19 protein-coding genes and 3 tRNA genes are annotated in these 25,917 nt (G+C 63.6%); 9 read left to right on the top strand and 13 right to left on the bottom strand.

Annotated elements, in window-relative coordinates:
* The first annotated feature begins 125 nt into the window (after window positions 1-125).
* Window positions 126-860 (top strand): SGNH/GDSL hydrolase family protein, encoded by a 735-nt coding sequence (locus AC1DJB_RS03250; RefSeq protein ID WP_284988357.1) that lies wholly within the window; start codon window positions 126-128, stop codon window positions 858-860.
* A 117-nt stretch (window positions 861-977) separates the two neighbouring features.
* Here AC1DJB_RS03250 and AC1DJB_RS03245 read toward each other — a convergent pair whose 3' ends face one another.
* The 12 genes from AC1DJB_RS03245 to ilvD all read right to left on the bottom strand — a co-directional run bounded on the left by AC1DJB_RS03245 (window position 978) and on the right by ilvD (window position 18,267).
* A complete protein-coding gene (locus AC1DJB_RS03245; protein ID WP_306960838.1) occupies window positions 978-2,090 on the bottom strand; it encodes a branched-chain amino acid aminotransferase in 1,113 nt (370 codons plus the stop codon).
* Between the two features lie 133 nt (window positions 2,091-2,223).
* Window positions 2,224-3,288, bottom strand: coding sequence for a 3-isopropylmalate dehydrogenase (locus tag AC1DJB_RS03240; protein ID WP_370872219.1), 1,065 nt, complete (start codon window positions 3,286-3,288; stop codon window positions 2,224-2,226).
* A 91-nt stretch (window positions 3,289-3,379) separates the two neighbouring features.
* Window positions 3,380-4,081, bottom strand: a complete 702-nt coding sequence (locus tag AC1DJB_RS03235; protein ID WP_441437129.1) for a class F sortase — start codon at window positions 4,079-4,081, stop codon at window positions 3,380-3,382.
* A 72-nt stretch (window positions 4,082-4,153) separates the two neighbouring features.
* The gene (locus tag AC1DJB_RS03230; RefSeq protein ID WP_441432402.1) at window positions 4,154-4,909 is read right to left on the bottom strand and encodes a hypothetical protein; all 756 of its coding nucleotides are present in this window, start codon (window positions 4,907-4,909) and stop codon (window positions 4,154-4,156) included.
* Between the two features lie 496 nt (window positions 4,910-5,405).
* On the bottom strand, window positions 5,406-6,965 hold the full coding sequence (metG, locus tag AC1DJB_RS03225) for a methionine--tRNA ligase (RefSeq protein WP_441432403.1): 1,560 nt from the start codon (window positions 6,963-6,965) through the stop codon (window positions 5,406-5,408).
* Between the two features lie 78 nt (window positions 6,966-7,043).
* Complete coding sequence (locus AC1DJB_RS03220; RefSeq protein WP_078108578.1) at window positions 7,044-7,799, bottom strand: ABC transporter ATP-binding protein; 756 nt, start codon at window positions 7,797-7,799, stop codon at window positions 7,044-7,046.
* Complete coding sequence (locus AC1DJB_RS03215; protein WP_441432404.1) at window positions 7,796-10,600, bottom strand: ABC transporter permease; 2,805 nt, start codon at window positions 10,598-10,600, stop codon at window positions 7,796-7,798. The genes AC1DJB_RS03220 and AC1DJB_RS03215 overlap by 4 nt, the downstream gene beginning before the upstream one ends.
* Before the next feature lie 210 nt (window positions 10,601-10,810).
* Window positions 10,811-12,406: a phosphoglycerate dehydrogenase gene (serA, locus tag AC1DJB_RS03210; protein WP_284751161.1), complete on the bottom strand. Its 1,596-nt coding sequence runs from the start codon at window positions 12,404-12,406 to the stop codon at window positions 10,811-10,813.
* Window positions 12,407-12,590: 184 nt separating this feature from the next.
* A complete protein-coding gene (ilvC, locus tag AC1DJB_RS03205) occupies window positions 12,591-13,616 on the bottom strand; it encodes a ketol-acid reductoisomerase (RefSeq protein ID WP_078108575.1) in 1,026 nt (341 codons plus the stop codon).
* An 80-nt stretch (window positions 13,617-13,696) separates the two neighbouring features.
* On the bottom strand, window positions 13,697-14,209 hold the full coding sequence (ilvN, locus tag AC1DJB_RS03200) for an acetolactate synthase small subunit (RefSeq protein ID WP_028264679.1): 513 nt from the start codon (window positions 14,207-14,209) through the stop codon (window positions 13,697-13,699).
* A gap of 2 nt (window positions 14,210-14,211) precedes the next feature.
* A complete protein-coding gene (locus AC1DJB_RS03195) occupies window positions 14,212-16,113 on the bottom strand; it encodes an acetolactate synthase large subunit (RefSeq protein WP_284988363.1) in 1,902 nt (633 codons plus the stop codon).
* A gap of 432 nt (window positions 16,114-16,545) precedes the next feature.
* Window positions 16,546-18,267, bottom strand: coding sequence for a dihydroxy-acid dehydratase (gene ilvD, locus AC1DJB_RS03190; protein ID WP_284751164.1), 1,722 nt, complete (start codon window positions 18,265-18,267; stop codon window positions 16,546-16,548).
* 296 nt (window positions 18,268-18,563) lie between these two features.
* Here ilvD and AC1DJB_RS03185 point away from each other — a divergent pair, with 296 nt between their 5' ends.
* The 4 genes from AC1DJB_RS03185 (at window position 18,564) to AC1DJB_RS03170 (ending at window position 21,123) form a co-directional block, all read left to right on the top strand.
* The gene (locus AC1DJB_RS03185) at window positions 18,564-19,625 is read left to right on the top strand and encodes a sunset domain-containing protein (RefSeq protein WP_441437130.1); all 1,062 of its coding nucleotides are present in this window, start codon (window positions 18,564-18,566) and stop codon (window positions 19,623-19,625) included.
* Window positions 19,626-19,681: 56 nt separating this feature from the next.
* The gene (locus AC1DJB_RS03180) at window positions 19,682-20,788 is read left to right on the top strand and encodes a PQQ-dependent sugar dehydrogenase (protein ID WP_441437131.1); all 1,107 of its coding nucleotides are present in this window, start codon (window positions 19,682-19,684) and stop codon (window positions 20,786-20,788) included.
* Between the two features lie 113 nt (window positions 20,789-20,901).
* A tRNA-Lys gene (locus AC1DJB_RS03175) sits at window positions 20,902-20,977 on the top strand.
* A gap of 70 nt (window positions 20,978-21,047) precedes the next feature.
* Window positions 21,048-21,123, top strand: a tRNA-Lys gene (locus AC1DJB_RS03170).
* Between the two features lie 98 nt (window positions 21,124-21,221).
* Here AC1DJB_RS03170 and AC1DJB_RS03165 read toward each other — a convergent pair.
* The gene (locus tag AC1DJB_RS03165; RefSeq protein WP_306960850.1) at window positions 21,222-21,710 is read right to left on the bottom strand and encodes a MarR family winged helix-turn-helix transcriptional regulator; all 489 of its coding nucleotides are present in this window, start codon (window positions 21,708-21,710) and stop codon (window positions 21,222-21,224) included.
* 109 nt (window positions 21,711-21,819) lie between these two features.
* On the opposite strand from AC1DJB_RS03165, the gene bcp reads away from it, so the two are divergent.
* From bcp to AC1DJB_RS03145, 4 genes are all read left to right on the top strand, one after another.
* Entirely contained in the window at window positions 21,820-22,293 is a 474-nt protein-coding gene (gene bcp / locus AC1DJB_RS03160; protein ID WP_284988366.1) for a thioredoxin-dependent thiol peroxidase, read from the top strand.
* Window positions 22,294-22,410: 117 nt separating this feature from the next.
* Window positions 22,411-22,492, top strand: a tRNA-Leu gene (locus AC1DJB_RS03155).
* Between the two features lie 134 nt (window positions 22,493-22,626).
* Complete coding sequence (locus AC1DJB_RS03150; RefSeq protein ID WP_441432406.1) at window positions 22,627-24,294, top strand: ABC transporter substrate-binding protein; 1,668 nt, start codon at window positions 22,627-22,629, stop codon at window positions 24,292-24,294.
* A 79-nt stretch (window positions 24,295-24,373) separates the two neighbouring features.
* Window positions 24,374-25,879, top strand: a complete 1,506-nt coding sequence (locus AC1DJB_RS03145; protein ID WP_476909865.1) for a malate:quinone oxidoreductase — start codon at window positions 24,374-24,376, stop codon at window positions 25,877-25,879.
* The last annotated feature ends 38 nt before the right edge of the window (window positions 25,880-25,917 follow it).

Below are 25,917 nucleotides of genomic sequence, written 5' to 3'. Positions count from 1 at the left end.
GGGACCTTGGACGGGAAGCCCGGTTCCGCGAGCCAGGAAGCAAGAGGCAGGCACGGCACACGACGTAACATGGTGCCAAGGAACTGGGACGGATACATGTGGACAGTTGCGGAGGAGGAGCCGAATTGGGGCGGAATCACACCCGACGAAGAGAACTTCTCCGGACGACGACGGCGATCGCCACCGCCTGCCTTTCCGTCCTCGCACTCCTCAGCGCCTGTTCCTCCGACACCGGACCACGGTCCGCCGCGGCCCAGCCCACCGTGGTGATCATCGGAGACTCCCTCAGCACGGGTCACGGCACCTCGCCTGACGAGGCCTGGCCAAAGCTGGTGGAGAACGATCCCGGCTTTCAACAGCTCCAAGCGACCATCGTCAATGCCGCACGGGATGGCAGCGGCTACGTCAGTGTCGGCGAGGACGGATCGACCTTCGGTTCCCAAGTGGACACAGCGGTAACCGACGAGACCCGCCTGGTGCTGTTCTTTGGTTCCGAAAACGATATGGGAACGGCCGCAGGAGAAACCGAGGCTGCGGCCACGCGGGCGTTCGCCTCAGTCAAGTCCCGCGCTCCCCAAGCCGACATCGTCGTGGTCGGGCCGCCGTCGTACACGAGCACGCCCGAAGCCGAAAGGCTCGACATCCGCGACCAGGACAAGGCCGCTGCCCTGAAAGCCGGCGCGCACTTCGTTGATCCGATCGACCTCGGCTGGATCATGGACGATGCCGCGGAGCTCATTGGTCCCGACGGCGACCACCCATCCGCTGCGGGCCAGCAATATCTGCAGGCCAAGATGGAAGCGCTCATCGGACCGCGGATCCAGCAAGCCAGCACCGGTAACAACCAGCTCACTGGTTAACGGCGACGGCGACCCTGCCACCAGGGTGGGAGGCCGCCGTCGGGCATTTTCCAAGACAGGGCCCACTCCGGCGAGGGACCCAAGCCACGCTTGCGAGGCTTGGGAGCCGGTGGGGACTTAAGCCAGTCGGGTGAGCCAGCCGTGCGTGTCCTCGACCGTTCCGGTCTGGATGCCGAGCAACTGCTCGCGGATGGCCATGGTGGTTTCACCTGCCTTGGCGTCCTCGGAACCGATGAACTCCGTCTTGTCCTTGAGGACGCCGATGGGGGTGATGACGGCGGCGGTTCCGCAAGCAAAGACCTCGGCGATTTCGCCGGAGGCCACGCCGTCGCGCCACTCGGCGAGGGTGATCTTCCGTTCGGAAACCTCGCGGCCCATGTCCTTCGCCACCTGGATGACGGAAGAACGGGTCACGCCTTCGAGGATGGTTCCGGTGAGTGCCGGAGTGACGAGTGAGCCGTCCTTCATGACGAAGAAGACGTTCATGCCCCCGAGTTCCTCGACGGCGTCGTCGTTGAAGTGGTCCAGGAAAAGGACCTGCTTGCAGCCGTTCTCTTCGGCTTCCATCTGGGCAATCAGGGACGCGGCGTAGTTTCCACCGCACTTGGCTGCACCGGTGCCGCCGCGGCCGGCGCGCGCGTACTCACGGGAGATCCAGATGGATACCGGCTTGAGTTCGCCGCCGAAGTAGTTGCCGGCCGGAGAAGCGATGACCCGGAAGGAGACCTCGCGGGCTGCGCGGACACCCAGGAAGGCTTCCGTCGCGATCATGAACGGACGCAAGTACAGGGCTTCGCCGTCGCCGGACGGAACCCATTCCTTGTCCGCCTGCACGAGTTCGCGGATGGCGCCGAGGAAGTACTCCTCGGGCAGTTCCGGGAGGGCCAAGCGGCGTGCCGACTTGTTCAGGCGGGCGGCGTTGGCCTCGGGACGGAATGTCCAAACGGAGCCGTCAGCGTGGCGGTATGCCTTGAGGCCTTCGAAGATCTCCTGGCCGTAGTGCAGCACTGCCGCCGAAGGGTCCAGGGAAATCGGTCCGTAGGCCTCGACGCGGGCACTGTGCCAGCCGCCCTTGCCCTCGGTGTCGACGCTGTAGTCGACAATGACGGTGTTGTCGGTGAAGTAGTCGCCAAATCCCGGGTTTGCCAGGATAGCTGCACGCTCCTCAGCAGACTTCGGGGTCTCCGAGAGCTGCTGGCTGAATTCGACGCCGTGGGCAGTCTGAGTCATGTTTCCTCCAGTCGGCTACCAGGCAGAGCAAACCATCTCTTGGAGGATATGGTTCAGCGACGGACCACGGCAGCAGTAAATAATTCAAGTAAAGCTTACGCCCGGGTACAGACCCTCAGTGCCAGTACGGGCCCTAGAGCGCGGCAGCGATGGCATCGCCGACGGCAGCGGTGCTGCGGCTGTCGCCGTTGCGGCTTTCGATGTCGGCGACGACGGCGGCTTCGATCCTGCGGGCGGCTCCCGTGTAGCCGAGGTGGTCCAGCAACAAGGCCGCGGACAGGATGGCGGCGGTTGGATCCGCCTTCTGCTGTCCGGCGATATCCGGGGCGGAGCCGTGGACGGGTTCGAACATGGAGGGCGCGGTGCGGTCCATGTTGATGTTGCCCGAGGCCGCGAGACCGATCCCGCCGGTGATGGCGGCGGCGAGGTCAGTGATGATGTCTCCGAAGAGGTTGTCGGTGACGATCACGTCGAAGCGGGAGGGGTCGGTCACCATGAAGATGGTGGCGGCGTCGATGTGCAGGTAATCGTGGGTGACCTCGGGGAATTCCTTGGCCACGGCCTCCACGGTGCGCTTCCACAAGTGGCCTGCGAAGACCAGGACGTTGTGCTTGTGGACGAGGGTGACGTGCTTTCGGGGACGCTCGCTGGCGCGGCGGAAGGCGTCACGGACAACGCGCTCGACGCCGTGGGCCGTGTTGAGCGATACCTCGGTGGCAACCTCGTGGGGGGTGCCCCCGCGGAGCGTACCGCCGTTGCCGACGTACGGACCCTCGGTGCCTTCGCGGACCACGATGAAATCGATGTCGCCGGGATTGGCCAGCGGGCTGCCCACCGTCCCGTAGAGCCGCGAAGGGCGCAGGTTCACGAAGTGGTCAAGGCTGAAGCGGAGCTTGAGCAGCATTTCGCGTTCGATGATGCCTGAAGGAATGCGGGTGTCCCCCGGTGCCGCACCGACGGCGCCGAACAAGATCGCATCGCGGGTACGCAGATCGGCCAGGACCTCGTCCGGGAGGGTCTCGCCGGTTTCAAGCCAGTGCTGGGCTCCGAGCTTGTATTCGGTCTGCTCGAGGGTGACGCCTTCTTCGGCGACAACCTTTTCCAGGACTTTGAGGGCTTCGGCAATGACTTCGGGGCCAATGCCGTCGCCGGGAATGACAGCCAGGTTGATCGTTGCGGCGGGTTGCGTTGCACTCATGTTTTCAGACTGCCAACGCATCCACATGTTGGTCAAAATCGTCTCACCATTTGAGCGATCGAAGTCCATGCGGAGCGCGCCTCGGGAGAAGCTACTGGCCTGGAACAAGTGAAGCTACCACCGCGACATTCTTGCCCCAGAGGTCCTGCGTGTAGCAGCTGATCAGGACCAGGCGGTTGGGCACCGCTGTCCAGACGGGACTGTCTTTCAAAGTCGATTTTGTGTAGGTGGTGACGGAGTCGACTTTGTATGTCATCGCTCCCGTTGCCGTGACGACTTTGAGCTCGTCCCCCGGTGCTGCTGCATAGCTGAGGTGGTTGAACGGCGCGTCGAGCCCCTCCCAACTGTGCCCGATGACGTAAGTGGTATTCGTCGATCCCGCTCCGGGGGTACCGAAGGGACTGAGCCAATATCCGTCCATCGTTTCCGGCGGCTCGATGCTCTGCCCGCCAGCAGGGTCCGGTCGCAGCGGATGAACCAGCACATCCAGGCCAACCGCCGGATAGGTAATCTGCACCGGGGCCGACGCCGCGGGCAGGTGCGTTCCCGCCGCAGTGGCAGGAGCGCCCACCGCCGCGCGGTTCGGCTCGGCTTTGCCCGCGGGAGCCGCCGTCGAAAGCGCCCGATTCCCTGAGTCGAAAGCGGCCGGGTTCTGGCCGGATACGCCATAGACCAGCCAGACACCAAGCAGCCCTCCGGCGCAGATCGCCAACACGAGAAGATCCCTGGAACAGATCAGCAGGCCACGGACGCGAAGTGCGTGAGGCTGCCGCGTGAAGCGGTGACGGGCCATGACCACTCCTGGAGATAGTGAAGCAGGTGGCGGGGTGCCGCCCATCGTAGTGCGGCACCCGGCCGGTTTTGCCTAGTGCCTGGCCTTGCGGGCCCGCACCCCGCTCCTCGCGACTACGAACACGGCCACGGCACTGAAGAGACCAGTCAGGCCGGCAAGCCACGCGGGGATACCTGTGTTTGCCTTGCCGCCAACGGCCGTCTGGACGTTGTAGCCCACGTTGGTGATGGGGGCGTCCGGAGTGGCTGCGGCACCGGCCGCAGATGGAATGACGGCTGTGGGCACAGTTGCCGACGGAGTGACGGCTGCGGGCACGGTCGCCGCAGGGGCAGCGACCGGAGGAACCGCGGGGGTGACGACCGGCTGGGTGGAGACGGGTTCCACGTGCTCCACGGGCGGGGTGGTCACCGGCGGGCTCGTCACCGGATCCGCAGGCGGGGTCGTCACCGGATCCGCAGGCGGGGTCGTCACCGGATCCGCAGGCGGGGTCGTCACCGGATCCGTCGGCGGGCTCGTCACCGGGTCCGTCGGGGTAATCACCGGCAGGCCGGCCACCTTACAACCGGCGTTGAGGATGGCGATGTTTTCCGGGGTGAGGTTTTGTCCGTTGGGCATGTAGTCGCCTGCGTTTGCAGGAACGATGTCGTTGGTGTCGGCGATATGCCCGGACAGCGCCGACAAGTTGATGGTCACCGCTACGTAGGGGTTCGACGCCGAATGCGTGGCGTGGCAAATGGTGATCTTGTCTGAGGGAGCAGCATTCGCCGACACCGTGGCACCCAGCAATCCCAGGCCCACGACCCCCAGGGTCGCAATGGTTCGTTTCATTTCGGTCCCTCCACATCAGGTCCGAGCTGACCAGACTTTGCGGAGTAACCGTCTTCGAGACCCAGGAAGGACAAGTACGGGAGACCTCAACAAGCGAGATGAATCTTGACAGTTACTCCCCAGAAAGTGTCATCAGTTCGCTTGCTCTTCAGGCTAGGTTTCGGTCTCCTGATTAACGCGAGTGGTGGGTACGCGTTTACCGGCAGGAAACAGCGTCCCTTGTCCCGGCTGCTACCTGCGCCGAGTGGATCCCCACTCGCCAGCGCGAAGAGATCACTTGGAAGTCCAGCGAGCCGCCGGATCCGCCTCGGGACGCTTACCAATCATGGGACGGGAAAGGGAACACCCCCTCACCCGGTGGGATGAGGGGGTGTCACGCGCAGCAAGAGTGAGCGGGCGTCCGCCCAAAAGGCGACTTAAGTGAGCGGGCGTCCGCCCAAAAGGCGACTTAAGTGAGCGGGCGTCCGCCCAAAAGGCGACTTAAGTGAGCGGGCGTCTAGGACTCGGCGGGCTCCTCGTAACGCGGGAAGACCGGGACCGGGGCCGGGAGCTCCGTGCCGGGGACGATCGGCGTGGCGACGGCCGCGAACTGGCGGGGCTCGCCGTCGGGCTGTCCCAGGACCTCAAGCAGCTTGGCGGCCGACGTCGGCATGACCGGCTGGGCGAGGATCGCCACGATGCGGACAACCTCCAGCGTGACGTACAGGACCGTGTTCATGCGCTCGACGTCGGTCTTGCGCAGCACCCACGGGGCCTGCTCGGCAAAATACGCGTTGGTGTCGCCCAGCACGGCCCAGATTGCCTCGAGGGCACGGCTGAATTCCTGCTTCTCGAAAGCCGCGCGGGCCACGTCCAAAAGTCCGGCGGCCTGGGCAAGCAGCGCGGAGTCCTCTGCCGAGAAGTCTCCCGGAACCGGAACCCTGCCTTCGCAGTTCTTGGCCACCATGGACAGCGAACGCTGCGCCAGGTTGCCGAAGTTGTTCGCGAGATCGGCGTTCATGCGGCCCACGATCGCCTCGTGGTTGTAACTGCCGTCGGCGCCGAACGGAACTTCGCGGAGGAAGAAGAATCGCACCTGGTCCAGGCCGTACTGCTCCACGAAGTCCTTGGGGGCCACAACGTTGCCGAGGGACTTGGACATCTTGACGCCATTGTTGGTCAGGAAGCCATGGATCATGACGCGCTTGGGCAGTTCCAGGCCCGCGCTCATCAGGAAGGCGGGCCAGAAGATCGCGTGGAACCGGGAGATGTCCTTGCCGATGATGTGGACGTCGGCGGGCCAGAACTTACGGAACGCCTCAGAATCGGCATCAGGGTAACCGACTCCCGTCAGGTAATTGGTCAGGGCATCAACCCACACGTACATGACGTGTTTGTCGTTGCCCGGCACCGGGACACCCCAGTCGAAAGTCGTCCGGCTGATGGACAAGTCCTGAAGGCCCTGCTTGACGAAGCTGATGACCTCGTTGAAGCGGTACTGGGGGGCGCCGAACTCCGGCTGCTCCTCGTACAAGGCCAGCAACTTGTCCTGGTAGGCGGACAAGCGGAAGAAGTAGCTCTCCTCCGCGGTCCACGTTACTTCGGTATCCGTACCGCGCGAGTAGCGGACGCCGTCGTCCTTCAGTACTGTCTCGTCTTCGGTGTAGTAAGCCTCGTCGCGGACCGAGTACCAGCCCTCGTATTTGGACAGGTAAATGTCCCCCTTGGCTTCCATCTTCTTCCAGATGGCCTGGGAGGCGGCATAGTGGTCGGCATCCGTAGTGCGGATGAACCGGTCGTAGGAGATGCCCAAGGCGGCGTGGGCGGCCTTGTAGATTTGGGCATTCCGGTCCACGAGTTCCTTGGGCGTGATGCCTTCCTTCTCCGCAGCCTGGGCAATCTTCATGCCGTGCTCGTCCGTGCCGGTCAGGAACATCACGTCATAGCCATCGAGGCGCTTGAACCGGGCCATCGCGTCGGTGGCGATGTACTCGTAGGCATGCCCGATATGCGGCTCGCCGTTCGGGTAGGTAATGGCGGTGGTGATGTAGAACGGGGGTTTATCTGGAGACGTCACTCTACGAAGTTACCTTCTCTTGGAGATGGAAAGACCGGACCGGCCGCATGTGACGGCCGGTCCGGAAGCAGCGGGCTACTAGTTCAACTCAGTCAGCGTATCGCTGAGCCTGACAAGCTCGTGGTCGTGGGAGGCCACCAGCACGGCGATACCGTCGCTCGTGGTGTCCTTCAGGATGCTGATGATGCGGTTTGCCGAAGTACGGTCCAGGCTGGCCGTTGGCTCGTCTACCACCAGGACCCTGGTGCCCAGGATCAGGGCGCGGGCGATCGCGACACGCTGGCGCTCACCGCCGGACAGCTGCGCCGGACGGTGGCGCATGCGCCGGCCCAGCCCCACCAGGTCCAGCAAGTCCTTGGCCATTTCGGTGCGCTGCTCCACTTCGCCGTCGGGGACGGCCGGCAACAGCACATTCTCCAAAGCGCTCATGCCGTCGATCAGGGCGCCGCCCTGGTCCACGTACCCGATGAGGGCGCGGCGGCGGTCGGCGATTTCGTCGTCGCCCATCTTCTCGAGGGAATCGCCCTCCCAGAGGACGCGGCCCGACGTCGGAAGCGTGAGTCCCGCTCCCACCGTCAGGATGCTGGTCTTGCCTGAGCCGCTTCGCCCGGCGACGCAGTGCATCTCACCGGCGTGCAGGGTGAGGTTGAAGTCCTCGACGACCGTGACCGGCTCCGCCCCACCCTTGTCACCGCCGTAGCGGATGGTGATGTTGCTCAACTGCAAGGGCATGCCGTGGTCCGCAGCCCGCACGATGGTGTTGGCGCGGGTCTGGAACGACTCGTCGGTGGATTCCGTGGTCGCGGTCAGATCGGGTTCGAGGTTGTCAGTCATTTGACCACTTTCGTTGCAATGGGAATCCAGCAAATTACGGCCACCACTCCGGCCAAAGCGGCCCAAAGTGCGGCATAAGGAGCGAGCAACAGGCCCAGGCCCAGCGCCCCCACGACGCCGAGGATCAGCGCCACTGCTCCGACCAAGGCATTTTCGAAGAAACGGACCTGTCCCAGCATGTCCGGGTTCCAGCCCATGGCCCGGAGCGTGCCGAGCTGTTCGCGCCTGGCCTGGAGTTCGAAGCGACCGGTGACCAAGGTCAGTACGAGGCCAACGAGCACCCCGCTCACCGCCAGGATGACGCTCGGCAAGGCGATGGTGGCGGAGGCGAGCCCGCTGAGGGCACTGGCTCCAGCTGCGCGCGGGATGTCAATGAGCAACGCGATCAGCGCGCCCACGGCAGCTCCGAACACGCCCACGGCAACGGCCAGGGCCACTGAGCTGAAACGGTGGGTAACCAGTTGGCGGTACGCGAACGTGAGCGGTGAATCCACCGGGATCAGGCGTTCGTCGTGTTGGGGTTCCTGGTCAACGATGTCGCGGTGCCGCAATTGCTGGGCCGCGATGTAGGCGGCGGCACAGTAAATGAGCAACACGGACGCCGAAACAATGACCGTGGCCAGGTTCCAGCTCAGAAGGCTTAGCGCAATGCCTGCCACGGCAACGATCCCCGCACCTATACCGAACTCTTCGAGGACCCAACTTCGGATCTTCCTTTGGGTCCAGCCCATGGCGCGGAGGATCCCTGCCTCGCTGCGTCGCTGGCGGATATAGCTCACGGTTGAAGCGCCGGTCAGGAGGGTGGCCCCGCACAGCGTCAGGAAGAGGAGGGTGATGTTGGTGCCGGTCAGGGAGCCGGAAACGGCATCGGCGGCATCCTGCCGGACCCACGACTGCTGGACGGTACCCAGCGCGGATTCCTTGCCGGCGTCGTCCTTGGAGTATCCCGGGACGAAGATGTTGGCGTCTTCGCGCGCGGAGCCGGCCACCACTGTGGCTTGTAGACCCATGTCGCGGATCTGGGCCGCGAGCTTGTCGACCTCCGGTTGGGCCTGCTTCCAGTTGCCTGGCGCGCTGGCGCGGACCCTGACGGCGTCGATCACGTTGGCGTTGGAATCGTAACCACGCGCTGCGGCAAGGCCGTAGTAGTCGGTGATGGCACCGGCAGACTGGCTGACCAGGCCGGTGGCGCTCAGCGAAGGCTTGAGGCCCTTGGCTGCGGTGTCATTTCCCGAAGCGTCCTTCTGGAGCGTCATCGGGGCCGGGTCGTAGCCACCCAAGGGCAGCTTGTTGACGTCGCCCGCCGCTTTCTGGATCTGGGCCGGATCAAACGTCCCGTAGACCATCGGCAGCGGCGTAGCGGGCTTCGATCCCGTGGCAAGGTTCTCCCGGTACGAGCGCTCATCGACCGGCTTGCGCTGGCTCTGGTCGACCATCGCCCCGAAAGCCGACTTCTCGGGCAGCTTGTTGACGGTCACCCAGTCTCCCGGCGTGGCGGACTTGCCGACGGCGCCGTTCGCGGAAGTCTCGCCGTCCTTGTACTTGGGTGCCGCGGCGAAGTCGGTGCTCCACTGGGCCGGCTGGTACAGGCCTTGGCCGAAGTTGCCCATATTACCGAGCAGCTGGCTGTGGTCCGTGGATCCTGGCCATGACAGGGCGAACGGCGACTTTGACACGAAGGGCAGGTAGTCCTTATCCAAAGAGCGCGAGACAGTGCCGACGTCGTTGACGACCTTGCCCGAATCATCGATTTCCTGGATTTGGACCGAGTACTTCAGATCCAGCGAGGTTCCCTGCCGGACGATCAAAGGAATGGCCTGTGAGGCATCCGTGATCTGGCCGGAGAGCTTCGCCTGCTGGTACTGGGTCATGAGGGGTGCCCAGTATTTGAGCTTGACGCCCATGAAATCCGGGCCTTGTTCGAGTTCCTGCTGCGTAGGGCTCTTGGCGAAGAGCTGTTCGAAGTAGCGGCCGATTGCGCCTGCGTTGCGGGTGTCGGCCGGCGGCGCCTTTTGCAGCGGTGCAAGGAAGTCTCCGGCGGAGCCCAAGAGCGCGCGCTCGGCGGTCGGATCGACGGCGACGACCGACTCGGTGACCTGCGGAGCCATGGGCAGCGCTACGGAAAGGTTGAAGAGGTTGTGTTCCGAGCCGCCGGCAGGAGCGGGGAACTTGATGCCGGTCTCCCCCGCGGGTCCGGCGATGCGGATGCTCTTGCCTCCGGCAGTCTGCTGCTCAACAACCTGCCCCTTGCCGAGGGTGCCTTCGGCGCTGGTCTGGAAGAGGGTTTGCTGGGACACTCCGTCGGAGCTCACGGCGGTGGCGGTCAGGCGGTACTTCTTGGGCTTCGCGGGAAGCACGGATTCCGGTGCGGGCCAGCTCTTGGAGTCCGTTCCGGTCGGATCTCCCGCGGTGGCTCCACCAGCCAGTCCCGCGTTGTAGCCAAGGTAATCCATTGCGTCGAGACGCGGGGTTTCCAGGTTCTGCGTTACCCGGGAAACGAGGCTGATGGGCGCCGCGACCGACGCGCCGCTCAGCCCACGGATCTTCTCGAGTTGCGGGAAGCTGATGCCGCCCTGGCCGTTCGCGATGTCCGGCTGGAGGAGCGCCCCGCCGTCCTTGGTATTCGCGGACTTGGCCTGGACCAGGATGTCGTACAGGCCGCGTGAGTTCTCATCCACTGTCCGGTTCAGCGCGGCCTGCGACTGGCTCTGGATGAATACGGACAAACACATGGCGACGATCAAAATGGCCGCGGTCAACAGAAGCACACGGCTTCTGATGAACCTCTGGACGGCGTTCATAGGGCTCCCTGAGTCCTGGATTGCGGGTGCGCACACTGCTGTCCCTGGAACCATGCCGAGGCAATAGGAATCCACCGGGTGTGTGCAAAAGTTATTGGCCGGCCTGCCGCCGGTTCCGAATTTCGGACCAAGCCATTGTAGGCAGACCGGCCAATGATATGTGGCCGATGTGAAGTGCGGCACACTTTTCTAGCTCAAACGGTGAGGATGCTAGTCCTCCAGATCCACTTCACGAACCATGTCGGCGCCGATGCCGGCCTTGATGGCTTCAAGGACCTGCTGCGGCACCGAAGTGTCGATCGTGAGCAGCGCCAGGACCTGGCCGCCTTCGCTCTGGCGGGCCACCTGCATGCCACCGATATTGATGTTGTTCATGCCCAGGATGTGGCCGATGGTGCCGATGACACCGGGACGGTCCGCGTAGGAAACAACCACGAGGTGCTCGCTGATCGGGATTTCGACGTCGTAACCGTTGACGCCCACGAGCTTCTGGACCTGCTTGGGTCCGGTGAGCGTTCCGGCCACGGAAATCTGCGATCCGTCGCTGAGTGCCCCGCGGATGGTCAGGACGTTGCGGTAGTCCTCGGCTTCCGGCGTCGTGATCAGGCGGGTGTTGATGCCGCGCTGCTCGGCGATGACGGGTGCGTTGACGTAGGAGACCTGCTCGGTCACGACGTCGGCGAACACGCCCTTGAGCGCCGCCAGTTCGAGGACCTTCACGTCCAGGCTGGAGATTTCGCCCGCGACCTCGACGTCGATCTGCGTCAGGGATGCGTGGGTCAGGGCCGTGAAGATCCGGCCGAGCTTCTCGATCAGCGGGATTCCGGGGCGGACGTCGGAAGCGATCACGCCACCGGCCACGTTGACTGCATCCGGGACGAGTTCGCCGGCGAGGGCGAGGCGCACGGACTTCGCCACGGAGACGCCGGCTTTTTCCTGGGCTTCGTCCGTGGAGGCACCCAGGTGGGGCGTCACGATGACATTGTCCATGCCGAAGAACGGAAGGTCGGTGCTCGGCTCCTTGACGAAAACGTCGATGCCGGCGCCGGCGATCTGGCCGTCTTCCAAAGCCTCGTGGAGGGCTTCTTCGTCGATCAGGCCGCCGCGGGCGACGTTGACAACGTAGGCCGTTTCCTTCATCTTCTTGAAGGCATCGGCGCCCAGCATGCCCACCGTTTCCGGGGTTTTGGGCATGTGGATGGTGATGAAGTCGGACTTCTCCAGCAGTTCGTCCAGGGTGACGAGCTTGACGCCGAGCTGAGCGGCGCGCGCGGAGGTGATGTAGGGGTCGTAGGCGAGGATCTCGGTCTCGAAGCCCTGCAGGCGGGCGGCCACGAGCGCTCCGATGCGTCCGAGGCCGATGATGCCGATCTTCTTCTCGAAGAGTTCGATGCCCGTGTACTTGGAGCGCTTCCACTCGCCGCCCTTCAGGGCGGAACTGGCCTGGGGGATGTGGCGGGCAAGGCTGAGGATGTGGCCGACCGTCAGCTCGGCAGCGGACACAATGTTCGACGTCGGGGCGTTGACCACCATGACGCCGGCCTGGGTAGCGGCCTTGATGTCCACGTTGTCCAGGCCGACGCCGGCACGCGCGATGATTTTGAGGTTCTTGGCTGCGGCAATTGCCTCGGCGTCCACCTGGGTGGCTGAACGCACGAGGATGGCGTCGACGTCGACGATTGCGGAGAGCAGCTGGGAGCGGTCCGCGCCGTCGGTTTGGCGGATCTCGAAGTCCGGACCAAGGGCCTCGATCGTGGCGGGCGAAAGTTCCTCAGCGAGGAGTACTACTGGCTTGGTGCTAGTCACCGGTGACCTCTTTAGCTCTCTTTTTCAGGTGGGGTTTTGGTGAAACGATTCTTTGACGACGAAGGCCGGACCCGGTATACCGGGTCCGGCCTCCATGCCGGGCGGCTTCATTTCGAGCCTATCCCGAACGGCGTTCTGTGTTGAATTGCTACGGCTCCTGCCGCGGCTTCAACGGGTGCCTTGACTAGCGGGCCGCGGAGCCTTCGACGTAGTCCTCGTCCTGCTGCTGCCAGGAGAACAAGGAACGCAGCTCGCGGCCGACCCCCTCGATCGGGTGCTGCTCTGCCTTGGCACGCAGCTCCTTGAACTCGACTGCGCCGTTGTCCTGGTCGTCGATGAAACGCTTGGCGAAGGCACCGGACTGGATGTCCGCGAGGACACCGGCCATGTTTTCCTTGACGCGGGGGTCGATGACGCGCGGGCCGGAGACGTAGTCGCCGTACTCTGCGGTGTCGGAAACGCTCCAGCGCTGCTTGGCGATGCCGCCCTCCCACATGAGGTCAACGATGAGCTTGAGCTCATGAAGAACCTCGAAGTAGGCGATCTGCGGCTGGTAGCCGGCTTCGGTCAGGGTCTCGAAGCCGTACTGGATCAGCTGGGAGACGCCGCCGCAGAGGACAGCCTGCTCGCCGAAGAGGTCGGTTTCGGTCTCTTCGGTGAAGGTGGTCTTGATGACGCCGGCGCGGGTGCCGCCGATCGCCTTCGCGTAGGACTTGGCCAGTTCCCAAGCGGAACCGGAAGCGTCCTGCTCGACGGCGATGATGTCCGGGATACCGCGTCCGGCTTCGAACTCGCGGCGCACGGTGTGGCCCGGAGCCTTCGGGGCGATCAGGATGACGTCAACGCCCTCGGGCGCCTCGATGTAGCCGAAGCGGATGTTGAAGCCGTGGGCGAAGGCAAGGGCCTTGCCGGCGGTCAACTTGTCCTTGATGGAGTCGTTGTAGATCGCGCGCTGGTGCTGGTCCGGTGCCAGGATCATGATGACGTCGGCCCATTCGGCGGCGTCGGCAACGTTCTTGACCGTGAAGCCTGCGTCCTCGGCCTTTGCGATCGACTTCGAGCCTTCCTTGAGCGCGATGACAACCTCGACGCCGGAGTCGCGCAGGTTCAGCGCGTGGGCGTGGCCCTGGGAACCGTAGCCGACAATGGCAACCTTGCGACCCTGGATGATCGACAGGTCTGCGTCGTCGTCGTAGAACATTTCAGTCACTTGCGTAACTCCTCTTGAGTGGTTTTGTAGATATTGTCTGTGGTTCGGTATCGGGCTACTACGCGGTACTAGGACAGTGCCTAAGCGCTGCGCAACGCCCTGTCACTCATGGAGCGGGATCCCCGCCCAACGGCCAAGGTGCCGGACTGCACTATTTCGCGGATGCCGAACGGCTCGAGCACTGAAAGCAGCGCTGCAAGCTTTTCCGGGGTACCGGTTGCCTCGATGACCACCGAGTCTGTGGAAACGTCAACCACTGAGGCACGGAACAAGTCTGCAGCTTGGGTGACCTGCAGGCGTGTCGCGGCATCCGCACGTACCTTGACCAGGATGTGGTCACGTTGCACGGAAGATTCTGAAGTCAGCTCCACAATCTTGATCACGTTGATCAGTTTGTTGAGCTGTTTGGTGACCTGCTCGATGAGGTCGCCATCGGCGTCGACGACGACGGTCATCCGGGAAATCCCGGAGACCTCGGTGGGGCCGACGGCCAGGGAGTTGATGTTGAAGGCCCGCCGGGCGAAGAGGCTGGCCACGCGGGTCAGCACGCCGGGCTTGTCTTCGACCAGAACGGACAATGTGTGGCGGCTCATGGCTAGTCCTCCTCTTCCCATTCCGGGGTCATGTTGCGGGCAACCTGGATCTGGTCGTTAGAGACTCCGGAGGGGACCATCGGCCACACCATGGAGTTCGGGCTGACCACAAAGTCGATGACCACGGGACGGTCATTGATTTCCAAGGCCTTCTGGATGGTGGCGTCAATGTCCTCGTCCCGCTCGCAGCGGAACGCGGCACAGCCGTAGGCGTCCGCCAGCTTGACGAAGTCCGGGATACGGACGGTGTCGTGGCCGGTGTTCAGGTCGGTGTTGGAGTAGCGGCCTTCATAGAAGAGGGTCTGCCACTGGCGCACCATGCCCAGCGAGGAGTTGTTGATGATGGCAACCTTGATGGGAATCTTGTTGATGGCGCAGGTGGCCAGTTCCTGGTTGGTCATCTGGAAGCAGCCGTCGCCGTCGATCGCCCAGACCACGCGGTCGGGTTCGCCGACCTTGGCGCCCATGGCTGCCGGCACGGCATAACCCATGGTCCCGGCCCCACCCGAGTTGAGCCAGGCGTGGGGACGCTCGTACTTGATGAACTGGGCGGCCCACATCTGGTGCTGGCCAACGCCTGCAACGTAGATGCCTTCCGGACCCGTGAGCGCACCAATGCGTTCGATGACCCGCTGGGGGGCGCTGAGTCCGTCTTCCGGCTCGGTCCAGCCAAGGGGGTAGGTGTCGCGGAGGTTGTTGAGGAACGCCCACCAACCGTCGAGGTCCGGGGTGCCGGATTGCTCGAAAGCGTTGCGGACAGCCTCGCTCAGTTCCGGAATGATCTCCTTGACGGAGCCCACGATCGGAACGTCGGCCGTACGGTTCTTGGAGATCTCCGCGGGGTCGATGTCCGCGTGGATGATCTTTGCGTGCGGAGCGAACGTGCTGAGCACACCCGTCACGCGGTCATCGAAGCGCGCACCAAGGGTGATCAACAGATCGGACTGCTGCAGTGCGGTAACCGCGGAAACCGTGCCGTGCATGCCGGGCATGCCGACGTGCAGGGGGTGGGAATCCGGGAACGCGCCGCGGGCCATGAGCGTTGTCACCACGGGAGCGCCGGTGAGTTCCGCGAGCTCGCGCAGTTCGGCCGATGCGTGGGCCTTGACCACTCCGCCGCCGACATACAGGACAGGCTTGCTTGCCGCAGCGATCAGCCGGGCGGCTTCGCGGACCTGCTTGTTGTGCCCGCGGACCACCGGACGATAACCCGGCAAATCGATCTTGGGCGGCCAGGAGAAGGTCATGGTGCCCTGCTGGGCATTTTTGGCGATATCCACCAATACGGGACCGGGACGACCGGTGCTCGCAAGGTAGAAAGCCTCGGCCATGACGTGCGGAATGTCATTGGGATCCGTCACCAGGAAGGAATGCTTGGTGATCGGCATGGTGATGCCGACGATGTCCGCTTCCTGGAAGGCATCAGTGCCGATGACGGAAGCCGATACCTGGCCGGTAATGGCCACGAGGGGCACGGAGTCCATGTGGGCATCCATGATGGCGGTAACGAGGTTGGTGGCACCGGGGCCCGAGGTGGCGATGCAGACGCCGACCCGTCCGGTAACCATGGCGTAGCCTTGCGCTGCGTGGCCGGCTCCCTGTTCGTGACGGACCAGGACGTGATTCATCTTGGAGGCCATCAAAGGGTCATAGGTGGGGAGGATCGCGCCACCGGGCAAACCAAAAATATCGTCCACGCCGAGTTCTTCGAGCGAGCGGACAATAGCTTCCGAGCCGGTCATCACCGTTGGGGGTACAACGTTGTTCGGCCCGAGTACAGGAGAGAGAGTTGCAGCATTGTCGACGACGGCGTCAGCCGGACGGTCGACCTTTTCCGGAGCCTTGGGGGCTCCAGCGGACTTTGCAGCCATCAGCGAGGGGCTGATCGGCGATCCTTTGCTCATCGGACTCTTCCTTTGGGGATCTTCAATTAGTGAAAGTTACTGCGTGGGTACTGCGTTCATGCTGGTTCTTGCTCAATGCGCCGTCCCCTGCGGGAAATAAAAAAACCCCTCAGCCTTGCGGCTCTTCGAGGGGTTGCGCGTGACGGTTCGTTACCAGTCGGGCTAGGAGGCCACGCGCTTGGTAAGTACGACAGTGCCCACGGTGGCGCCGACAGTAACGAATGCGATCATGCGTTCAGTGTTCCCTCTTAGTGAGATAGGTGTCAAACGATGAAGATGTCATCTCACTATGTGGACCTCATTGTCCACGGACTGGTCCTACCCCACCCTCCGGCGTGAACGCCGTCCGGCCGGGACCCCTCGGACCAGCCCTTATTAAGCCCTGCCGCCTCCAGCGGCCTTGTCACCGCTGGAGGCACGGGGTACTTAGCTTCAGCCGCAGTAGGCGCCTGTGGAGGCGCTGTGCACCAGCTTGGCGTACTTCGCGAGGACGCCCTTGGTGAACTTGGCCGGGAGGGGCTCCCAGCCAATCTTGCGGGACTCGAGCTCGGCTTCGTCCACCAGGAGGTCGAACGAACGGGCAGCGATGTCCACGCGGATCTTGTCGCCGTCCTTGACGAAGGCGATGGGTCCGCCGTCGACGGCTTCAGGCGCAACGTGCCCGATGCAGAGGCCGGTGGTACCGCCCGAGAAGCGGCCGTCGGTCAGCAGGAGCACGTCCTTGCCAAGGCCCGCGCCCTTGATGGCGCCGGTGATGGCGAGCATCTCACGCATGCCCGGGCCGCCCTTGGGACCTTCGTAACGGATCACGACGACGTCCCCCGCCTTGATCTCGCCCTTGTCCAAGGCGTCGAGCGCACCCTGCTCGCGCTCGAACACGCGGGCGGTTCCTTCGAAGACGTCGGCGTCGAAGCCGGCGCTCTTCACGACGGCACCTTCCGGGGCCATGGAACCGTGCAGGATGGTGATGCCGCCGGTCTTGTGGATCGGGTTGTCCAGGGCGCGCAGGATCTTGCCGTCGAGGTCCGGCGGGTTGATGGAGGCCAGGTTTTCGGCAAGGGTCTTGCCCGTGACCGTCAGGCAGTCGCCGTGCAGCAGGCCGGCGTCGAGCAGCGCCTTCATAATGACCGGCACGCCGCCGATCTTGTCGACGTCGGTCATGACGTAGCGGCCGAAGGGCTTGAGGTCGCCCAGGTGCGGGATCTTGTCGCCGATGCGGTTGAAGTCGTCCAGGGTCAGTTCGACCTCGGCTTCCCGGGCGATCGCGAGCAGGTGCAGGACGGCGTTGGTGGAGCCGCCGAAGGCCATGGTGACGGCGATGGCGTTCTCGAACGCCTTCTTGGTCATGATGTCCCGCGCGGTAATGCCGAGGCGAAGCAGGTTGACCACTGCCTCGCCGGACTTGCGGGCAAAGTCATCACGACGGCGGTCTGCCGAGGGCGGGGCAGCCGAGCCCGGCAGGGACATGCCGAGGGCTTCACCGATGCACGCCATGGTGTTGGCCGTGTACATACCGCCGCAGGCGCCTTCACCAGGACAGATCGCGCGTTCGATGCGGTCCAGGTCGCCCTTGCTCATCTTGCCTGCAGCGCAGGCGCCCACGGCTTCGAAGGCGTCAATGAGGGTGACTTCCTTCTCCGATCCGTCCTCAAGCTTGACCCAGCCCGGCATGATGGAACCGGCGTAGAGGAAGACGCTGGCGAGGTCCAGGCGGGCGGCTGCCATCAGCATGCCCGGGAGGGATTTGTCGCAGCCGGCCAGCAAAACGGAGCCGTCGATGCGCTCGGCCTGCATGACCGTTTCAACGGAGTCGGCAATGACTTCGCGCGAAACAAGGGAAAAGTGCATGCCCTCGTGGCCCATGGAAATGCCGTCCGAAACGGAAATGGTGCCGAACTGCATGGGGAAACCACCGCCGGCGTGAACGCCTTCCTTGGCGCCTTGGGCGAGCCGGTTCAGCGAGAGGTTGCAGGGGGTAATTTCGTTCCACGAGCTCGCGACGCCGATCTGGGGCTTGGCGAAGTCATCATCGCCCATGCCTACGGCCCGGAACATGCCTCGCGCGGGGGCGGCATGGATGCCGTCCGTTACGACCCGGCTGCGTGGCTTGATGTCCGGCTGGTTGTCTGTCGCAATTGGGGTGTGGTCACTCATGGGCACGAGTCTATGACTCTTGGGCTGTGGCCAACGAACATGATCGGCGGGTTAAGGCGAATTTGGCACTATTTCAGCCAATATTTCATTCAAATAATGGACAGTCGTCTCGCTATGTGAGACATGGGTCTCATTGTCGGCTGCTGGCCTATCCGACAGGATCGCTGATGCGCTGAAGGGCCGCGAATCGATTGACTAACCTAGACAGCCCCGTGACACGGACGTAACGTCAAATCACGACAGCTGCGCCACTCGAACAGACATGCGCCAATTGAACAGACAGAAGGGCTCCTCCCATGGATTGGTTGATCTGGGTCATCGTCATCGTGTTGATCGTCGCGATTGTTTGGTGGCTCCTGAGCCGCAATAGCGCGAAGTCTTCTTCGGGCTCCGGGGCTTCGCCGTCGCAGGCCGCCTCGTCACCACAAATGGACGTCACAGCAGCCGCATTGACAGGCTCCGCCCCCTTGGTCGCCGCAACCGCGACCGCAGATCAAGAGCTAGCCGAGTCGCGCGCAGCCGCACCCGAGCCGGAGCCGGAAGCCGAAACTGAGGCAGGCGGCGTCGACGTCGACGACTGGGAGCGCCCCGGCCCTCCCCTCGAAACCGGCATGGCCGCCCCGGAAGAAGAATCGTCAGCGGCCGGCCCCTCGGTGGTGGAGCCCGTGTTCGAGGAGCCCACGCTCTCGGAACCCGTACTGTCCGAGGACGCGGTTTCCGAGGCTACGGCCTCAGAGACCGCCGCACCGCTGGCTGCCGAGCCGGAACTTGAAGGGGGCGTGACGGCCGACGACGTTAACGCGGCCGACGCCGGGCCGTCCGTTCCCGCGGCTGCCGGCGTTCCGGCGTCGTCGGGCTCGGAACCAGCCACCCCCGAACAGTTGGCCGACAGCGCCGAATGGGAAGCGACCTGGAGCGAAGGCAGCGCACCAGTGGCTCCCGCCCCGATCCACCACCGCGAATACACGGACGCCCATGCACCGACGCTTCCCGGCGCGGAATCCGCCGCGGCGGAGGCAGTCGACACTGCAGCCGAAGGGGCGCAGGAAGACCGGGCCGAAAATCCCGACGCGGCACCTTCGCCGGTTGAGTCAACCACCGTGGCCCAGGATTCCGCAGCCGCATCGCCGCTGGGCGGGCATCTCGCAGCCGAGCAGCCGTATGGCGAAGGCTCCGCCGCGGCCGACGCTGACGGGAGTGGCCCTGATGGCTACACCGTCAAAGGCAACGCGGACACCATGACCTATCACGATGAAGACAGCCCGTCGTACGACGAGGTCAAGGCCGACGTCTGGTTTATTTCCAGCGCCCACGCCGAGGCAGCAGGCTTCCGACCTCCTCGCAGGAACCGCCGCTGAGAGCCCCAAGGAGCTGACCCAGGGCGGCAAGCAGCCCTGCAACCAGGACCCAAGCAATGAACCAGGCAAAGGCGGGATCCGGGAGCCTCTTCCGGTCCCGCCTTGGGCTCGTCCGGGCTCCCGTAGCGGTGGCCTGCCTCGTGGCCCTGTTGCTGAGCGCCTGTACAGGGAGTGCCCCCGGACCGGGGCCTACCCAAGGCAACGGACCCGAGTTGATTCGGAAGCTTGACCTGAATCTGACAATTCCGTGGTCGATCGTGTTCCTCGACGACGGTACTGCCGTCATCTCCGAACGCGACACCAAGCTGATCAAATCGGTCCGGAACGATCGGGCCACGACGGTAGGCGAGGTTCCCGGCGTCGTACCCGGGGGCGAAGGCGGGCTGCTGGGGCTGGCGCTCTCCCCGACGTTCGCCAGCGACCGCCTGCTCTATGCCTACTTCACCGCTGAATCGGACAACCGGATTTCGCGCATCCGGCTGGAGCAGGCCGCAGACGGGCGGTTGAGCCTCGGCACACCCGAAGTCATCTTCACCGGCATTCCCAAAGCCGGCACCCACAACGGCGGGCGCATCCGCTTCGGTCCCGACGGGTTCCTCTACGTCGGCACGGGAGACGCGCAGCACCCGGAGCAAGCACAGGACCGCATTGCGCTTGGCGGGAAGATCCTGCGGCTTACACCCGAGGGAAAGCCGGCACCGGGCAACCCGTTCGGCAATCCCGTTTACAGCTACGGACACCGCAATGTGCAGGGTTTGGCTTGGGACAGTGACGGCAGGCTGTGGGCGAGTGAATTCGGACCCGACGTCAACGACGAACTCAACCTCATCGAAGCGGGCGGCAACTACGGTTGGCCACAAGTGACCGGTGCGCCCGGCCGCGCCGGTTACATCGACGCCAAGGTGGTCTGGCCGTCGACGGCGGATGCCTCACCGAGCGGTCTGGAAATCGTGAACGGAACGGCGTTCACGTGCGCGCTGCGCGGTCAGCGTTTGTGGACCGTACCGCTGCGCGGAGAAACGGCGGGGAATCCCGTGGCGTACCTCACGGCCCAGTACGGACGGCTGAGGGACGTTTCGCTAGCGCCGGACGGCACACTGTGGGTCCTCAGCAACAACCAAAACCCCGACTTTGCACTGCTCCTGAAGCCTCCCCGCCAGTGACGCGCAGGAGGCCCGGGCCGATTTCACACTTCGGCAAGTGTCGTGTAGAGTTACATGTCGTTGCGGAGATCAACGAGGGAAGAAAAGCCCTCAGCCGATCGAAATCGACAAATGCACCTCTAGCTCAATTGGCAGAGCAATTGACTCTTAATCAATGGGTTCCGGGTTCAAGTCCCGGGGGGTGCACCAAAGGGAAGGACCCTTGAGCGGCAGTAGCCGCTCAAGGGTTATTTCTTTGCGTTGCGAGCAACAAACAATTGCACCTCTAGCTCAATTGGCAGAGCAATTGACTCTTAATCAATGGGTTCCGGGTTCAAGTCCCGGGGGGTGCACCAAAGGGAAGATCCCTGGATGGCTGAATGGCCGTCCAGGGATCTTTTTTATTTTCCCCCGGACTCGGCCCGGAGCCGGTTCCGCCCGGACCTGCGGAGGCCTAGTTGGAGGGCTCGCCCGGCGCCACACCTGAATCCGCTGCGGCCACAATGTCGTTCACGACTGCCGAGGAATGATTGTTTGCCAGTTCGCGTACAAGCGACTGGAGCTCCCGCCGCAGTTTGGCGGTGTCCACGGGCACGGGTGCAAGCACTTCGCGTTCCAGCTGCGTGGCGAGTCCGAGGGTGCGCTCCCCCGCCTCGGTCAAACTGACCACTTGGCTACGGCGGTCGGACACGCTGCGTGCACGGCTGACGTGGCCGTGCGCCTCCAGCCTGGTGAGCGTCTTCCCCATTGTCTGCGCCTGAACCCGGACGATCTGTGCGAGCATCGACTGGGTGGTCGGTCCGTTGACGGCAAGTACTTCCATGACAATGACCCCGGCATGGGTCAGGTCCATACCGCGCAGTTTCTCGTTCCAGGCATGCTCCACGAGTCGCGCGGCCGTGGAGAGCAGGCGCCCAGTGGGCCACCGTTCCATATCAGGCATAAGGGCCAGTATATAGACCGCTGCGCGCGGAGCAGGACCGGGGTTCAATTCGTGAAGCGGCCAGCCGATCACTAAGCTGAGTGATCGCGAACGCTAGCAAGGAGCACAAATGGCTGAACGACTCATTCCAGGCGACATTGCCCCGGACTTCACCCTCAAGGACCACGCGGGCCGCGAGGTCAGCCTGGCGTCGCACCGTGGCCGCAATACAGTCATCTACTTCTACCCCGCGGCTTCCACCCCGGCATGCGCCAAGCAGGCCTGCGACTTCCGCGATTCCCTCGCAACCCTCCAGGCCGCCGGTTACGAGGTTCTTGGCATCTCTCCGGACACCGTGAAGGATCTGGAGAAGTTTGTGGCCGAAGAATCATTGACCTTTCCACTGCTGTCCGACGAGGGGCACCACGTGGCTGAGGCCTATGCGGCGTGGGGCGAAAAGAAGAACTACGGGCGCACCTACCAAGGGCTGATCCGCTCAACGATCGTGGTGGACCCCGACGGCAAGGTGGCCTTGGCCCAGTACAACGTGCGGGCCACCGGCCATGTCGCCAAACTCCGCAGGGACCTCAAACTCGACAAGTAGCCACCGCATCGCCGCATAGGCGCGGCTGGAATGGGTGGCGCGAAACCGTGGGTACAATGGAGGCCGGTAGAAGACCGCGGCGGGAATCCCTGAATCCCGGTCCGGAGACCAACACCAGCGCGAGTGGTGAAATTGGCAGACACGCAGGATTTAGGTTCCTGTGCCTTCGGGCGTGGGGGTTCAAGTCCCCCCTTGCGCACATTCAGGAAGTGCCCCGGTCCTTGGCCGGGGCACTTCCAGTTTCCAGCCGGGACTCAGGGCCCTGAACTAGACTGGACCGCGGTCCGGCTGCCGCGGGCCCCAAGCCCGTCCAACTGCCTTGAGGGGACAAGAGTGGTAAGCAGCAAGCTTCGCCGAGTCACGCTACAAATCGGCGCAGGCCTTCTGGCCCTGGCCTTGACCTCGTGCACGGTAAGTCCTGGACCGGCACCGTCAGCCTCGGCCGCGGGCAGCACCAAGGCAGAGCCGAGCAAGACCTTCAACTTCGGCACCCCGTCGATGCCGCTTGGGCTCGATCCCGCCGTGACGAACGACTCCGAGTCCTATCGCGTGACCCGGCAAGTGATGGAAGGCCTTGTGGGGGTCGACGCGTCCACCGGCCAACCAACTCCCCTGCTTGCCACCTCTTGGTCACAAGGGAACGACGGACTCAGCTACGACTTCACGTTGCGGTCGAAAGTCACCTTCCACGATGGCACCGTCTTTGACGCCGCCGCCGTCTGCAGCAACTTCAACCGTTGGTTCAATTTCCCGGCGACCGTGCGTCAGCAGGCACCGGGCATTGCATTCAAGAGCGTCTTCAAATCCTTCGCGGACGACGCTTCGCTTTCGCTCTTCAAGAACTGCAAGGTCATCTCCCCCGATCACGTCCAAATCAACCTGGCCAAGCCCTTCACAGGCTTCCTTCAGGCTTTGACCCTGCCGGCGTTCGCGATGTCCTCCCCGAAAGCAATGGCCGACGGCAAGGCCGACGTCCTGGACAAGAAGCTGTCAGGCCAGCCGGCGTCAGCCTATGCCTCCCACCCCGTGGGCACGGGACCTTACGTTTTCTCCTTCTGGAGCCAGGACCGCATTACGCTGACCAGCTACAAGGGCTACTGGGGCGACCGGGGAGAGATAGCCGCGGTCAACTTCATTCCGTTCGACTATCCGCAGGCCCGGCTCCAGGCCTTGCTCGCTGGAACCATCGACGGATACGACCTTGTTACCGCCGGCACCTTTGACCAACTGGTCAAGAAGGGCATGCAAATCGTCCAACGGGATCCGTTCTCCGTGATGTACCTGGGGATGAACGAGTCCGTGGCGCCCCTCCAGAACCTTGGCGTGCGGCAGGCAATAGAGATGGCCATCGACAAAGACACCCTTATCCACAAGTTCTTCATCGACAACACCTCACCTGCGACCCAGTTTGTTCCCCCCAAGCTGAGCGGCTTCAACAACAACGCACCGTCCTTGGGATACGACCCGGACAAGGCCAAGCAACTCCTCGCCAAGTCGGGCTACAAAGGCGAGGAGCTCAAGTTCTACTACCCACTCAATGTCACGCGCGCCTACCTTCCCACTCCGGAGAAGATCTACGCGGAGATCAGCGCGGAGCTCACCGCCATCGGACTGAACATCAAGCCGGTGCCCGTGAACTGGGACGACGGCTACCTCCAGAAGGTCCAATCACCCGGTGACCATGCGCTGCATTTGCTCGGCTGGAATGGCGCCTACTCGGACCCGGACAACTTCGTTGGAACCCTCTTCGGTGAAAACAACGGTGAGTTCGGCTACAGCGATCCCCAAGTCTTCTCAAAGATCGACCGGGCCCGGGGACTCCCCGACGGCGCTGACCGCAACTCGCAGTACCAGACCATCAATGCGCAGATCGCTGCCACCGTCCCGGCGGTACCCATCGCCTTCCCGATCTCGGCTTTGGCCCTTTCCGACCGCGTCGAGAAGTACCCGGCATCGCCTGTCTTAAACGAAGTTTTTACAAACGTTCGCCTGAAGTCTTGACGTCCCGCCGCAATTTCAGTTATGTGCCCACGCGGGGATATTCTGTGACAGCCAGTGCCGCCGCTATCGGAGATAGATCGTGACCTTCATTTCCAAGACACACCACGCTGACGTCGTCCTTATTGGGGGCGGGATCATGAGCGCAACCCTGGGGGCGTTCATCAAGCAACTCGAACCCAGCTGGACCATCTCCCTTTTTGAGCGACTCGACGAAGCCGGCCTGGAAAGCTCCGGACCGTGGAACAACGCGGGAACCGGGCACGCAGCGCTCTGTGAGCTTAATTACTCGCCCGCAGCCAAGGACGGCTCGGTAGACCCGTCCAAGGCCCTCCACATCAACGAGCAGTTCCAGCTCTCCCGGCAGTTTTGGTCCCACCTCGTGGACAACAAATTGATCGGCTCCCCGAAGGGATTCATCAACACCGTCCCGCATATGAGCTTCGTCATCGGCGACAAGCACGCAGACTTCCTCAAGACCCGCTACGAGGCACTCAAGCCCAACACGCTCTTCCGCAGCATGGAATACACGGAAGACCAGGCACAGATCGCCAAGTGGGCTCCGCTGATCGTCAAGGGCCGCGACGCCAAGCAGCGCGTTGCCGCCACCCGCGCCGCTGAAGGCACCGACGTCGACTTCGGCGCCTTGACCCGCGAACTGACCGGCTACCTCGCCGCGAACGGCGTTGAAGTCAACTATGGCCACGACGTCACCAATGTGAGCAAAGCCTCCGACGGCGGCTGGGACCTTTCACTCAAGTACCCCGCTTCCGGCGAACACAGCCGGATCCACGCCAAGTTCGTCTTCGTCGGCGCGGGCGGCGGAGCACTCCACCTGCTCCAGGCATCGGGCATCCCGGAAAGCAAGGGCTACGGCGGTTTCCCGGTATCCGGACAGTTCTTCCGCTGCACCGACGAGGCCATCGCCAGCCAGCACAGCGCCAAGGTGTACGGCCAGGCCTCCGTCGGCGCCCCGCCCATGTCCGTGCCGCACCTTGATACCCGCTACGTCGGCGGCAAGCGTTCCCTGCTTTTCGGCCCGTACGCCGGCTTCTCCACCAACTTCCTCAAGACGAGCAGCTACCTTGACCTTCCGCTGTCCATCCGCCCGAGCAACATCATCCCGATGCTGGCCGTGGCCAAGGACAACATGGACTTGACCGCGTACTTGATCAAGGAAGTGGCCAAGCGCCACGACGCCAAGGTGGAGTCCCTTCGCGAGTACTACCCCCAGGCCGACGGCGGCAACTGGGAGCTCATCACAGCAGGCCAGCGGGTTCAGATTATCAAGAAGGACTCCAAGAAGGGCGGCGTGCTGCAGTTCGGCACCGAGGTCATCACGGCCCGTGACGGATCCATCGGAGCACTGCTCGGCGCCTCCCCCGGCGCCTCGACCGCCGTCCCCATCATGATCGAGATGCTCCAGCGGTCCTTCCGGAAGAACTTCAAAGGCTGGCAGTCCAAGCTCAAGGAAATGATGCCGGGCTACGGCGTCAAGCTAAACGACAATCCCGACCTTGCGGCCGAGCTGGAAGCGAGCACTGCCCGTTCGCTCCAACTCGAGCCTGCCGACGCCGTCCAGCACTAGCAACCGTCCGGGCTGCGGCCGGTTCACGACAAGAGACA

It is taken from the genome of Arthrobacter sp. 01T428, from assembly GCF_056398685.1.
Note: the sequence above shows the minus strand (reverse complement) of the source record. Positions and strands in the feature narration are given on the sequence as shown.